We start from the raw sequence: 13,594 nt of genomic DNA, 5'->3' as shown, positions 1-13,594 counted from the left end.
CAGGTATATTACGCGGACTTCGCCTCTTGCCAGCGCGCGTGAAGCTGCTCCAGCTGCGCGCTTATTGTCTTCCAGCGGGCGGAATCCCTTAACGCCTGACGGCTAATGGAACCTTTATGATACAATTTCGTAACACGCTCTGCTTTGATCGGCGACAGGTTATCCAGCACGCTGACCGCACCCTTACGATTATTGCAGACAAGGATCATATCGCAACCCGCATCCAGGGACGCCTGGCCGCGTTCGGCATAGCTGCCCATAATCGCCGCGCCTTCCATTGACAGATCGTCAGAGAATATTACGCCGTCAAATCCCAGCTCGCCGCGCAGGACCGTTTTCAGCCAGTGCGCGGAGCCGCTGGCGGGACGGGGGTCAACGTCGCTGTAAATAACGTGGGCGGGCATAATAGCATCCAGACGCTGCTCGCCGATCAGCGTGCGGAACACGGCCATATCTTTCGCGCGAATTTCCGCTTCCGCACGCGGATCGCGCGGCGTCTCTTTGTGAGAGTCTGCCGTCACCGCCCCATGCCCCGGGAAGTGCTTGCCGGTGGTTTTCATACCCGCGCCGTGCATGCCATCGATGAAATGGCGAGCTATCGCCAGCGCCTTGTCGGGGTCCTGATGATAAGAGCGCTCGCCAATAGCGGCGCTGATATGTCCGACATCCAGCACCGGCGCAAAGCTGATATCAATATCCATAGCGATCATTTCGCTGGCCATCAGCCAACCGGCTTCTGCGGCCAGCCGGCCGCCCTCTTCCATGCCTAGCAGGGCGGCGAAAGATTGCGCTGCAGGAAGACGGGTAAAGCCCTCGCGGAAACGCTGCACGCGACCGCCTTCTTGATCGACCGCCACCACCAGATGGTTGCGCGAAGCCTCGCGGATCTGGCGAACCAGCTCACGCAGCTGCGCCGGATCGTGATAGTTGCGGGTAAACAGGATCAGCCCGCCAACCAAAGGATGCGCCAGAATCTCACGCTCTTCCGCATCCAGTTCAAAACCTTCGACATCCAACATTACCGGGCCCACAGCCACCTCTCTTATCCTTTTATTTTTTGTCTAACTGACGCCATATCTCATCGGCCAGCGTGATAAACTGCCGGTCGCCGGTTTGCTGCCAGCGTCGTTCATACCAGCCCGCCATCAGCAGCCGCACCCAAGGGCGCCAGCGCTGAATTTGCCGCCAGAGCTGAAGCTCATCAATGTGCGCCTGTCGCGCATACTCTGCGGTAAGCTGGCGATGCGCAACGGGGTCGATCCACACCGCCGCCAGTTCCAGCGCGATATCGCCATCGCCCGCATATTCCCAGTCAATCAGCCGCAGTCCCGCCTCGCCGCGAACAATGTTGCCCGCATGGACATCCATATGTAAGGGCGCCAGACGTAACGGCTGCGGTTCGCCCCGGCGAAGCAGCCGCTTATGCCACCGTAGCCACAGCGGTGTACGGCGCGCAGGACTGCACTGCTGCCAGTAACGCTCAAGCAGCGGCCGCAGCGCGATACGCCAGCCAAAGCGTGGCTGCCGGTGCAGATGATACAGCAACCCTGCGAGCGCCGGACACTCCGGTAATGCGTTGACCACGTCGCCAGAGCAATATTCCACCACCATCCATGCGGGAGAATAAAAAACCGGCGCAGGCGCTAAGGTATTGGGAAGGCGGGACAGCACACGGTACTGGCGGCGGAAGTCGCAGGACGGCGCATGCGGGTCGTGCGGCTGACGCAGCACCCGATTTCGCCGGCCATCGCTGAGAATACAGCTGCCGCCGCTCAGCCCGGTTTCGGACAGCGCGGCGACAGGCGTATAGCGGGGGAAAAAGCGCGACAGCACTTCGTCGCGCGTGAGCTTATTGTTGCTGAACAGCACCTTTACCTGACCAGATAATTTCGCCGGTTTGTACCAGCATCAGCTGCATTTTCAGCTCAGGTGAATTGACGTTGCCGGTTGCGTTGGAATAGAGCACATACTGTGCGCCAACGGTGCGCGCAATGCCCATCGCTTTGCTGCGACTACCAAGGCTATCCTGTGGCGACAGGCCAAGCTGCTGTTTGGCCACGCCCAGCTGCTGCTGGGAAACCAGAGTGAATTTTCCGTTACCCTCAAGCGCATTACGCAGCGCCGTGGTGGCTTCACCCGCATTCAACGTGCCGTTAGTGCGGTTGTTGACGCTGTCGACCAGCAAAATGCTGCCCGCATTTACGCCGCTGGCCTGCAGCATCTGACCAATCATCGGCTGCACCGCGGAGTGCCAGTCAAAATGACGCACGCGCGGCGCCGGCTGCGCAGGCTGCTCGCCGTGTTCAATCGGACCCGGCTGGGTCGGTATCACGGGAATAGTCGGCACAGTCGGCTGCGGCTGAACAGGCTGCTGCGGCTTCGGCTGCGCTTCCTCAACGGGAGCGGGTTCCTGACGTTGACCCACGCATCCGGCAAGGAATATCGCCAGTGCGGTAACTAATGCATAGCGACATAGTTTAATCATTACGATTACCTCTTACAGATAAAGATAAAGTCGGGCCTTGTGCGCCCCCAGAATATTGGCGCTGCCATAAAGCGTAACGGAAGAGTGCGCAGGAACCGTTATGCTGCGTGCAGACTCCAGCGGATGCATTTCCAGTCCCCTGGCGTCATACCAGAAAAAGCGATAATGCACGGTCACCGGAACCTGGCGTTCATTGAACAATCTGGTGGTTGCCGTCGCCTGAATCTCGGATGCGGTTACCGTTGGTACTTCAGCGCTGATTCCTGCTGCCAGTACGTTTGATTCCATCACCAGACTTTGCTGATCGCTGACCGGTATTTCCGGATGCGAACTGCACCCGGCCAGTAATGTCACGGCCAGTAATGCGCAGAAATGGGCTGCACGCATGGAGTTTAACCTTTATGAGCCAGCATCGGGCCTAACGGACGGCCGCCCAGCAGGTGCATATGGATATGATAGACCTCCTGGCCGCCGTGGCGATTGCAGTTAACGATCAGGCGATAGCCATCGTCGGCGAGCCCCTCATCGCGGGCGATTTTCGCCGCTACGGTCATCATGCGCCCCAGAGCCAGCTCATGCTCTGCGGTCACATCATTGACGGTGGGAATCAGGATATTGGGAACGATCAGAATATGGGTCGGCGCCTGCGGAGAGATATCGCGAAAAGCGGTAACGAGCTCATCCTGATAAACCACATCCGACGGGATCTCCCGGCGAATGATTTTGCTGAAAATCGTTTCTTCTGCCATGACTGATTCCTTAATCATTTTTATACCGTGCACTGGCCTGCCCCTGCAGGTAAACGCGGACGCACGGAATTCCTCTAAGAGTATGAGCGAGTTACTCCCCCTCTTTCAACCTGAATGCGTTTTTTCTTACGCCACAAAGCGCCTGGCTGCCGACGGATTAATCGTTTATTACCTGGAAACGATGCAACGGCAGAAATAACGCCTTTATGACCTTCATGCTTACCCTTATTTACAGCTTAAATATTAATGCGTATATTTCTCATTTGTATTCAAAATGAATGCAGTGCGCTTACGATCGACCGCGGCCAGAGAGCCGTAGCGAATAACAATTATCTCATGATCAAGGGTTTATGATGTCTCTCTCCACTCACTCCCGGGATGGGCGAAACGCTCCATCCCTGCTTGCGATGGGCATAGCGCTGGCGCTCTCCCCAAACCTTAGCCAGGCTGCCAGTCACTCCGAAGACACTATTATTGTAGAAGGTTCCGCAGATAGCGCTTCGGATACGCAAGAACAGGATTACAGCGTCAAAACTACCTCCGCAGGGACAAAAATGGAGATGGCCCAGCGCGATATCCCGCAATCGGTCAGTATCATCACCGAACAACGGATGCGCGATCAGCAGTTGCAAACGCTGGGTGATGTGATGGAGCACACCATGGGGATCAGAAGCAGCCAGGCAGATTCTGACCGCACCAGCTACTACTCTCGTGGTTTTGAGATCGATAACTATATGGTCGATGGCATTCCGACCTGGTTTGAATCCCGCTGGAATCTGGGCGACGCGCTTTCCGATATGGCTCTTTTCGAACGGGTGGAGGTCGTCCGCGGCGCGAATGGTCTGCTGACCGGCACCGGTAATCCCGCCGCGTCGATCAATATGATCCGTAAGCATGCGACCAGCCGCGAGTTCAAGGGAAATGTCTCTGCGGAGTACGGCAGCTGGAACAAGCAGCGCTACGTTGCCGATATGCAAAGTCCGCTAACCGAAGATGGCAACGTGCGGGCGCGCATTATCGCTGGTTATCAAAATAATGACTCATGGCTCGATCGTTACAACAGCGAAAAAACGTTCTTCTCGGGGATTGTGGATGCGGATCTCGCGACGTCGACCAGTTTATCCGCCGGCTACGAGTATCAGCGTATCAACGTCAATAGCCCGACATGGGGCGGTCTGCCGCGCTGGAATACCGATGGCAGCACAAACCGTTACGATCGCGCCCACAGCACCGCTCCAGACTGGGCCTATAACGACAAAGAGATCAATAAAGTCTTCGTTACGCTGAAACAACGCTTTGCTGATACCTGGCAGGCAACGCTGAACGCCACTCACTCCGAGGTCAAGTTCGACAGCAAAATGATGTACGTAGATGCTTACGTCAATAAAGCGACCGGGATGCTGGAGGGGCCTTATAGCAGCTACGGTCCGGGCTATGACTACGTAGGCGGTACCGGCTGGAATAGCGGAAAGCGTAAAGTCGACGCCGTGGATCTGTTCACCGACGGCGGCTACGACCTGTTCGGCCGCCAGCATAATCTGATGATAGGCGGCAGCTACAGCAAGCAAAATAACCGCTATTTCAGCTCGTGGGCAAACGTCTTCCCCAATGAGATTGGCAGCTTCTACAGCTTCAATAGCGCTGGGTTCCCGGAAACCAGCTGGGGCCCGCAGAGTCTGGCGCAGGACGATACCACGCGCATGAAATCACTGTATGCCGCGACGCGTATTTCCCTGCTTGATCCGCTGCATCTGATCCTTGGCGTCCGCTATAACAACTGGAGCATTGAGACGCTGACCTACAACATGGAGAAAAATCATACCACCCCATACGCCGGGCTGGTTTACGACATAAACGACAATTGGTCGGCCTACACCAGCTATACCTCGGTCTTCCAGCCGCAGAACAAGCGCGATAGCTCGGGTAAGTATCTGACGCCGATTACCGGGAATAACTATGAAGTGGGCCTGAAGTCGGACTGGATGGACAGCCGATTAACCACGACTCTCGCGATATTCCGCATCGAGCAGGATAATCTCGGCCAGGCGACCGGCGGGCAAATCCCCGGTAGCAACGGCGAAGCAGCCTATAAAACCGTCGATGGAACCGTGAGCAAAGGGGTGGAGTTCGAAATCAACGGTGCGATTACCGATAACTGGCAGATGACCTTTGGGGCGACGCGTTTTGTCGCTGAAGATAATGAAGGCAATGCGGTGAATCCCAACCTGCCGCGAACCAGCGTCAAACTGTTTACCAGCTACCGTCTGCCGGTAATGCCTGAACTGACCGTTGGCGGCGGCGTTAACTGGCAGAACCGGGTATATAAAGATACCGCGACGCCATACGGCACCTTCCGTGCGGAACAGGGCAGCTATGCGCTGGTTGATTTGTTCACTCGCTACCAGGTCACTAAAAATTTTGCTTTGCAGGGTAACGTCAATAACCTGTTCGATAAAACCTACGACACCAACATCGATGGTTCAATTGTCTACGGCGAACCGCGCAACTTCAGCATTACCGCCAGCTATCAGTTCTGATCTCTGGTTAACGTGACAAAATCCGCGGGCGCGCTTTTAACGCCTGCGGCCATTAAAAAAGGCAGCCAGTTGGCTGCCTTAGTCTCCCCATATCACAACTTAGCTGTTGCGGATGTATTCATCCATTTCAGTTTTCAGGTTATCGGATTTAGTACCGAAAATAGCCTGAACGCCCGAACCTGCAACAACCACGCCTGCGGCGCCCAGTTTTTTTAGGCCAGCCTGATCAACTTTCGCCACATCCGCCACGCTCACGCGCAGACGAGTGATACATGCGTCAAGGTTAGTAATGTTCTCTTTACCGCCGAAAGCAGCGATCAGTGCCGGAGCCATTTCGCTGGTCGCGCCAGCTTTGCTGTCTTCGGTTGCATCTTCGCGACCCGGGGTTTTCAGATCCAGCGCTTTAATCAGCACGCGGAAGACCACGTAGTACACGATCGCGTAGCAGATACCGACGATCGGGAACAGCCACAGCTTGCTGCTGTTGCCGGAGAGAACGATAAAGTCGATCAGGCCGTGAGAGAACGACGTCCCGTCACGCATACCCAGCAGGATACAGATCGGGAAGGCCAGGCCCGCCAGAATCGCGTGGATAATGTACAGGATCGGCGCAACGAACATGAAAGAGAACTCGATCGGCTCGGTGATACCGGTCAGGAACGAGGTCAGCGCTGCGGAGATCATGATACCGCCCACTTTCGCGCGGTTTTCTGGCTTAGCAGAGTGCCAGATAGCGATAGCGGCAGCCGGCAGACCGTACATTTTGAACAGGAAGCCGCCGGACAGTTTGCCCGCCGTTGGGTCGCCTGCCATGTAGCGCGGAATATCGCCGTGGAAGACCTGACCTGCTGCGTTGGTGTATTCGCCAATCTGCATCTGGAAAGGTACGTTCCAGATATGGTGCAGACCAAACGGCACCAGGCAACGTTCAATGAAGCCGTAGATACCGAACGCGACAACCGGGTTCTGGTAAGCAGCCCACTGGGAGAACGTCTGGATGGCAGTACCGATCGGCGGCCAGATAAAGGACAGGATCACGCCCGTGAAAATCGCTGCCAGACCGGAGATAATTGGCACAAAACGCTTGCCCGCAAAGAAGCCCAGATATTCAGGCAGCTTGATGCGATAGAAGCGGTTGAACATGTACGCTGCGATGGCACCCGAGATGATACCGCCGAGTACGCCGGTGTCTGCAAGGTGTTTAGCCGCAATCTCTTCAGCAGGTAAATGCAGAACCAGAGGCGCAACCACGGACATGGTTTTCACCATGATGCCGTAAGCGACGACCGATGCCAGAGCGGATACGCCGTCGTTATTGGTGAAGCCAAGTGCGACACCGATAGCAAAAATCAGCGGCATGTTAGCGAAGACTGAACCGCCCGCTTCTGCCATGACGTGGGAAACTACGGCTGGCAGCCAGCTGAAGTTTGCGGAACCGACGCCCAGCAGGATACCTGCGATAGGCAGTACGGATACCGGCAGCATCAGCGATTTACCGACCTTCTGCAGGTTAGCAAATGCATTCTTAAACATAATTGAGAGTGCTCCTGAGTATTTGGTGCTTTTTTACGCTTTCACGCATTGGCCCGGGGGGAGAACCGCGCCGTGGACAGGACATCTAAGCGCCCTTTATTTATTACACAGAGTAAAATAATTACCGGGATGATTGTTTGACGGCTATCACGTTTCAATCAGACACGAGCTAAAAACTTACACTGGTTTACATAACTCGTGTCTGAATGTTGCCAAAAAACCTTCACCGCCCCATTTGTGGCGGTGAACTTTACTCGCTTTAGCTATTAATTACGAGCCTTAAAATAATAAGGAATATCAGAGAGGTTGCAGCCGGGAGGGGTCGATATGAAAAAGCGTCGCGAAATTTTCCGTGGTCTGTTGTGCCAGTTGCTCCAGCGATACGCCTTTAAGAACCGCCATATACTCGGCGACATCCCTGACCAATGCCGGTTGGTTCTCTTTACCACGATGCGGTACCGGAGCCAGATAGGGCGAATCGGTCTCTACCAACAGGCGATCGAGAGGTACATAGCGCGCTGCATCGCGAAGCTGCTCCGCATTACGGAACGTCACAATGCCGGAAAACGAGATGTAGAACCCCATATCCAGCAGCTTACCCGCTGTCTCTCTATCCTCAGTGAAACAGTGTAGTACGCCACCGCAATCCGTCACTTTTTCTTCGCGTAAAATTTCCAGCGTATCGGCGCGGGCATCTCGGGTATGCACGATAACCGGCTTATTCAGCTCCCGGCCTATCCGGATATGGTCGCGAAACGACGTCTGCTGGCGCGCTTTGGTTTCCGGCGTGTAGAAATAATCCAGTCCGGTTTCACCCATCGCCACCACGCCATCCTCTGCGGCGAGCTGGCGCAGCGCCTCAACGTCGTACTCTTCATCCTGGTTCAACGGATGCACGCCGCAGGAGAAAACGACGTCGTTACGCTGGCCCACCAGCTCGCGCATACCGCGATATCCCGGCAGGGTTGTGGCCACCGCCAGGCAAAATTTCACATCGCGTGCGGCGGCTTTAGCCAGCACATCGTCCACGTTTTTATGCAGCGTTTGATAATCCAGGCCATCGAGATGGCAATGGGAGTCGACTAAAAACATAATGTCTCTCTCAGAGGTGGGATACGGGAAGGACCGCCCCAGGTTGCAGGTAATGTTCCCAGCGCAGAAGGCGCTCGGTAAGCAGCAGTTCGCGATTGATACCGACAACGCTCAGCAACTGCTCGCGGCAGGCGCTAACGTCGCGCGCGATCGCCTGTAAACGCGCGGCCGGCAGCGCAGCGGCCAGTTGATTCACCAGAGGCCAGGTATCGGGATTGCTGATAAGCGTTATTCCCTGCTGCCTTTTTTGTGCATCGACCAGCAGTGATGCCAGCCAATGCAGACGAATCGCGGCCTGCTCATGATTCAATACCGGCAGCAGAGACAGCCAGTCGCCGTGGGTTAAAACAGCGCCCAGGGACTGGCAAAGCTGCAGCCGCACGCTCCAGTGAGCGTCCTGCAGCAGATCCAGCGCCGCCGCCGGGGCATTGGCGCTAAGCCGCAGCGCCGCGAGCAATGCATCTTGTGACATTGTCACTTCTCGCTCTAACCACGCCAGCGCATACTGTTCAGAAGGCGGAGCAAGATGATGTAACCGGCAGCGGCTGCGCAACGTGGCCAGCAGGCGTGCGGGCTCCTGACAGGCAAGGAAGAACCATGTGTTTTCCGGCGGCTCCTCCAGCGTTTTCAGCAGGGCGTTGGCCGCCGCGTCGGTCAGCAGAGCGGCATCGTCTATCCAGACGACCTTCGCGCCGCCCAGACGGGCTCGTTCATAGAGTTTTTCGCTCACTTCACGCACGGCGTCAATCCCGAGCGAGCTCTTCCCCTTTTCCGGGATCAACGCATAATAATCCGGATGCGTCCCGGCTTGCATCAGCTGACAGCTATGGCATCGACCGCAGCTTTTATGCCCCTCCGGCTGCCGGCACATCAGAAAACGACACAGCGCGTAAATCAACGCGTCGCTTCCCATACCCGGCAGCGCCTGAACCAGTAGCGCATGGTGACCCCGTCCCGCCTGATAGCCGGAAACTAGCTGTTCAAAAGAGGGACGTAACCACGGATACCATTTCATGCGCGCTGCTCCGCGACCCACTGATTCACCACCGCGCGGATATCGCGCTCAACGGCCTCAAGCGGCTGGGTGGCGTCAACGGTGCGTATGGTGTCGTCCTGCGCTGCCAGCTCAAGGTAGCGCGCGCGCGTGCGGTTAAAGAAATCGAGCGACTCCTGTTCGATACGGTCGAGTTCGCCGCGAGCGCGGGCGCGCTTCAGCCCTACCTCGGGAGTCACATCCAGGTAGAGCGTCAGATTGGGACGAAAATCGCCCAGTACCGCATCGCGCAGGGTTGCCAGCATCGTTTGGTCGATACCGCGGCCGCCGCCCTGATAGGCCTGGGTCGAGAGATCGTGACGATCGCCAATGACCCACTGGCCGCGGGCCAGCGCGGGTTTAATGACCGTCTCAACCAGCTGCACGCGCGCCGCGTAAAACATCAGTACTTCGGCTTTATCATTGATAACTTCATCGCCGGTGGACTGTATATCCAGCACCAGGCTGCGCAGCTTCTCGGCCAGGATAGTGCCACCCGGCTCGCGGGTAAACACCATGTCGCTAATGCCCAGCTGTTTTAGCGTCTCTACCACAAGATTACGTGCGGTGGTTTTCCCTGCGCCCTCCAGGCCCTCGATGACGATATAGTTACTGCGCATTTTTTTCCTTAAGTACTTTCAGATAGTCCTGAACCGAGCGGTTATGGCCGATCAGGTTGGTATTAAACGTATGTCCGCCCTTCCCGTCCGCGACAAAATAGAGGTACGGCGTTTTTGCCGGATGCGCGGCGGCGTTGAGCGAGGCTTCCCCCGGCGCGGCTATCGGGCCGGGCGGCATGCCGTTAATGACATAGGTGTTGTAAGCGGTTGGGGTTTCCAGGTCTTTACGCGTCAACTTACCATTATAACCCTCACCCATGCCGTAAATCACGGTTGGATCGGTTTGCAGACGCATGCCGATACGTAAGCGGTTGATAAACACCGAGGCTACGCGGTCACGCTCTTCGGCCACTGCGGTCTCTTTCTCAATGATCGAGGCCATGGTCAGCAGCTGATTTTTATCTTTGTACGGCAGATTATCCATCCGCCCTTCCCAGGCTTTATCGACCGCGGCAACCATCTTCTGATGCGCGCGCTTAAGGATCGCCACATCGCTGGTGTTGGCGGTATACATCCAGGTATCCGGCCAGAACCATCCTTCGACCCAATCGGGATGCTCCAGATCGAGAGCCTTTGCGACGGTTTCATAGCGATCGTCCGCCAGCGTATGCTTTACGTAGGGCGCATCGCGCAGCTGGCGCAGGTAGTCGCTCACCCGCATCCCTTCCACGAAGCGTAGCGGAAACTGGGCCTCTTTGCCGCTGGCTAACAGCTGCAGCATTTGACGTACCGTCATCTCAGGCGTGAAGCGATAGGTTCCGGCTTTAAAGTGGGATAGCTCAGGCTCAATGCGCAGCAGCCACTGAAACACCCGAGGTCGGTTGATCACTTTATCGCTGTAGAGCTGCTGCCCAAGCGCCAGGCGACCTGTGCCGGTCTCGAGGGTAAAGATGGTTTCTTCTTTAATCAGTAATTTGCTGTCCGCCAGCTGGCGAACTTTCCACATACCGACGCCGGCGGCGATGCCCAGCACCACCACCAATAGCAGGATGAAACGTAACATTTTCTTCATGACTAATCAGACAGCTCACACAAGGGGGCTAAAAAATGGTAAAGCTCGCGCGCGGACCAGCATTTATCGTCCCAGCGGCGAACCGGCACCAGCGGCATCAATGCGTTACAGACAACGACCTCGTCGGCTTCGCGTAACGCATCGGGGCGCATGGTGACTTCGACAACGCGAAACGGCGATGGTGCCAGCTTAGCGAGAATGTGTTGACGCATAATGCCGTTGACTCCCGCCCGATCGAGGCGCGGGGTAAAGACGTCAAAGCCTGTACGCCAGAATATGTTCGCGGCACAGCATTCCGTAAGCCACCCTTCGCTGTCAAGGACCAGCGCCTCATCGGCATCCGTCTGCTCAAGATGAGAGCGAATCAGCACCTGCTCAAGGCGATTAAGGTGTTTGAGTCCGGCAAGTAAAGGGTTGCATCCCAGCTGAACCGGGCTCAGCGAGACGGAGATCCCTTCTTTACGCCAGCGGTGGTAGTGAGCCGGGTAAGGCGATACGCTGAGGATGCGGCTGGGATTTACGCAGCCTGCGGCGCTATAGCCTCGACCGCCCACTCCGCGCGTGATGATCGCTTTCAGCACGCCATCAGAATGGGGCTGCGCAAGGCGTGCCATCTCCCCTGCCAACAATTCCCAGTCGTTAAAGGGGATAAAGAGCTTTTTGCAGGTCGTTTGTAGCCGAGTCAGGTGTGCGTTGAGGAACTGAACCTGTCCCGCCACAATTCGCGCGGTGGTAAAACAGCCATCGCCAAACTGCACGCCGCGATCGTTCACCGGTAACACATTCGCCCATGCGCCATTCAGTAGATACATTCACCCCCCTCATTATTAATAACGATAAGAGTGCCTTCAGAGGACGCATTATGCAACCATCTGTACAAATCAATAAACCCTTCTATGCCTACTTGTTTAGTTGCCATAATTAGTGAATTCATAATCCACAAAAACTGATTTTACCTTCCATCAAAGCATTCAGAGAAATAATAAGGATACACATCAAGTAATACTATTCACATGAAAAATCACATAATAAATATTGATTTTTAAAAAAATCTACAATCCAGTTTTAGAAAACATAGCTACCCACATCACTAAGAATACCTATAATCAAATTGCCCGAAATTAATATTAAATTCTGTACGATTATTATTTCCCTATCGATGAAATGGAAAAATCATCGTCACTTATCTTTATCAAGGACTCATCAATGAAATTAAAATTAGCTACTATCGCTTTTGTTGCCACCATGGGGATTGCCTCTTCTGCATCAGCACAGGATGGCCAGATTAATTTTACCGGTAAAATAACAGAAACCGGTTGTAAAATTAATGGCGGAGTCACCAGCGCGCAGGATGTGAAGCTCGGTGAAGTCTCTAAAACCGCACTGCCGGCTGCTGGCGACACGGCGGCGACCACTCGCTTCTCGCTGGTATTGACGGAATGCCCGGAAGACCTGTTGGGTAAGCCGATTAGCGTTAAATATGACGGTACTCCGGATAGCATCAATACCGATTATTTACAGTTGACCGGTGCGGGTAGTGAAAATGTTGCTGAAGGCGTGGCGATTCAGTTACTCAACGACGATACCTCGGCGCTGCCGCTGGGCACGTCTTCCAGACCGGTAACTATTAGCAACAATGCAGCTGAAGAAACCACTCTTAACTTCTTCGCTCGCTATATCGCAACCACAGATACAGTGAAAGCCGGTGATGCTAATGGTACCGTAAACTTCACGCTGACCTACAACTGATCGCCCCTTTCTTTATTTATCACAACCATATAAAAATAAGGCCGGAAACCCGGCTTTATTTTTCGGGATATTGCCAATGAAAAAAAGCTTAGTATTAATTGCCACAACGCTATTAATGATGACAGTATCAGCTCAAGCCGGCGTTATTATCGGTGGAACGCGCGTTATTTATAACGGTGATAAAAAGGAGACTTCAATTAGCGTAAAAAATCCTGACAAATCATCATATCTGATACAATCCTGGAGCGATAGCGGCGAAAAAAACAACGATAAATCACCCTTTATGGTTACTCCACCGCTCTTTCGTCTCGGGCCTGGACAAGAGAACACGCTAAGAATAATTCGCACCGGCGGTAACTTACCTCAGGACCGGGAGTCTCTGTACTGGATGAATATTAAATCTATTCCTTCGACGGAGAAGCAGGATAATGTAAATAGCCTGCAAATAGCCATAAAAACGCGCATCAAGTTAATATATCGCCCCCAGGCGCTTATCAAAATGCCGGAAGATATTGCCGAAAAATTAACCTGGCAGCGTAACGGTAATACTCTGATCGTTAGCAATCCTACAGCGTACTACATGAACTTCAGTACCATCAAAATGGGCAATACTTCGGTAAAAAATGCCGCCTGGGTTGCACCGAAGAGCTCGGTTAGCTTTGCCATTCCTGCCGGCGCGAGCGGCGATGTGGTATGGACGCTGATTACTGATTATGGCTCCGTCGGAAAAGAGCATCGAGCACGTTTATAACGCTAACCAGTGTTAGCACCGAAAGGATATCGG

Annotated in this window: 14 protein-coding genes; 3 read left to right on the top strand and 11 right to left on the bottom strand. The window is 54.6% G+C overall.

Translation table 11 applies throughout. The annotated features are described in order from the left end of the window. Nucleotides 1–8 precede the first annotated feature (8 nt). The 5 genes from nagZ to hinT are packed head-to-tail and all read right to left on the bottom strand — an operon-like array spanning nt 9 to nt 3,234. Complete coding sequence (gene nagZ, locus K2184_RS21550) at nt 9–1,019, bottom strand: beta-N-acetylhexosaminidase (protein WP_029779317.1); 1,011 nt, start codon at nt 1,017–1,019, stop codon at nt 9–11. A gap of 31 nt (nt 1,020–1,050) precedes the next feature. Continuing rightward, nucleotides 1,051–1,869 (bottom strand): thiamine kinase, encoded by an 819-nt coding sequence (gene thiK, locus K2184_RS21545; protein ID WP_163525372.1) that lies wholly within the window; start codon nt 1,867–1,869, stop codon nt 1,051–1,053. After that, the gene (gene lpoB, locus K2184_RS21540; RefSeq protein WP_004101106.1) at nt 1,850–2,485 is read right to left on the bottom strand and encodes a penicillin-binding protein activator LpoB; all 636 of its coding nucleotides are present in this window, start codon (nt 2,483–2,485) and stop codon (nt 1,850–1,852) included. The genes thiK and lpoB overlap by 20 nt, the downstream gene beginning before the upstream one ends. Before the next feature lie 12 nt (nt 2,486–2,497). Then, nucleotides 2,498–2,872, bottom strand: coding sequence for a YcfL family protein (locus K2184_RS21535; RefSeq protein ID WP_023329504.1), 375 nt, complete (start codon nt 2,870–2,872; stop codon nt 2,498–2,500). Nucleotides 2,873–2,877: 5 nt separating this feature from the next. Further along, on the bottom strand, nt 2,878–3,234 hold the full coding sequence (gene hinT, locus K2184_RS21530) for a purine nucleoside phosphoramidase (RefSeq protein WP_004112181.1): 357 nt from the start codon (nt 3,232–3,234) through the stop codon (nt 2,878–2,880). Between the two features lie 353 nt (nt 3,235–3,587). Between hinT and fhuE the strand changes: the two genes are divergently transcribed. Then, nucleotides 3,588–5,771 (top strand): ferric-rhodotorulic acid/ferric-coprogen receptor FhuE, encoded by a 2,184-nt coding sequence (gene fhuE, locus K2184_RS21525; protein ID WP_163525382.1) that lies wholly within the window; start codon nt 3,588–3,590, stop codon nt 5,769–5,771. A 99-nt stretch (nt 5,772–5,870) separates the two neighbouring features. Here the strand turns inward: fhuE and ptsG are convergent, their stop codons facing one another. The 6 genes from ptsG to pabC form a co-directional block, all read right to left on the bottom strand. After that, nucleotides 5,871–7,304 (bottom strand): PTS glucose transporter subunit IIBC, encoded by a 1,434-nt coding sequence (gene ptsG, locus K2184_RS21520; RefSeq protein WP_004101102.1) that lies wholly within the window; start codon nt 7,302–7,304, stop codon nt 5,871–5,873. A 297-nt stretch (nt 7,305–7,601) separates the two neighbouring features. Beyond that, a complete protein-coding gene (locus K2184_RS21515; protein ID WP_004112178.1) occupies nt 7,602–8,396 on the bottom strand; it encodes a metal-dependent hydrolase in 795 nt (264 codons plus the stop codon). A gap of 10 nt (nt 8,397–8,406) precedes the next feature. Then, a complete protein-coding gene (gene holB, locus K2184_RS21510) occupies nt 8,407–9,411 on the bottom strand; it encodes a DNA polymerase III subunit delta' (protein ID WP_016807624.1) in 1,005 nt (334 codons plus the stop codon). Then, nucleotides 9,408–10,049 carry a dTMP kinase gene (gene tmk / locus K2184_RS21505; RefSeq protein ID WP_004101099.1) on the bottom strand — a complete coding sequence of 214 codons (642 nt, stop codon included), beginning with the start codon at nt 10,047–10,049 and terminating at the stop codon, nt 9,408–9,410. Before tmk ends, holB begins: the two co-directional genes overlap by 4 nt. Next, nucleotides 10,039–11,061, bottom strand: coding sequence for a cell division protein YceG (yceG, locus tag K2184_RS21500; protein ID WP_023329502.1), 1,023 nt, complete (start codon nt 11,059–11,061; stop codon nt 10,039–10,041). The genes tmk and yceG overlap by 11 nt, the downstream gene beginning before the upstream one ends. A gap of 2 nt (nt 11,062–11,063) precedes the next feature. Further along, the gene (gene pabC, locus K2184_RS21495; protein WP_004112174.1) at nt 11,064–11,873 is read right to left on the bottom strand and encodes an aminodeoxychorismate lyase; all 810 of its coding nucleotides are present in this window, start codon (nt 11,871–11,873) and stop codon (nt 11,064–11,066) included. Nucleotides 11,874–12,267: 394 nt separating this feature from the next. Between pabC and K2184_RS21490 the strand changes: the two genes are divergently transcribed. Both K2184_RS21490 and K2184_RS21485 read left to right on the top strand, forming a co-directional pair. Beyond that, nucleotides 12,268–12,810, top strand: coding sequence for a fimbrial protein (locus K2184_RS21490; RefSeq protein ID WP_004112172.1), 543 nt, complete (start codon nt 12,268–12,270; stop codon nt 12,808–12,810). A gap of 76 nt (nt 12,811–12,886) precedes the next feature. Continuing rightward, complete coding sequence (locus tag K2184_RS21485) at nt 12,887–13,561, top strand: fimbrial biogenesis chaperone (RefSeq protein ID WP_163525370.1); 675 nt, start codon at nt 12,887–12,889, stop codon at nt 13,559–13,561. Nucleotides 13,562–13,594: the final 33 nt, after the last annotated feature.

Source organism: Klebsiella sp. K5-306 (genome assembly GCF_051835185.1).
In the GTDB taxonomy this organism is placed as follows: Bacteria; Pseudomonadota; Gammaproteobacteria; order Enterobacterales; family Enterobacteriaceae; genus Klebsiella; species Klebsiella oxytoca.
Note: the sequence above shows the minus strand (reverse complement) of the source record. Positions and strands in the feature narration are given on the sequence as shown.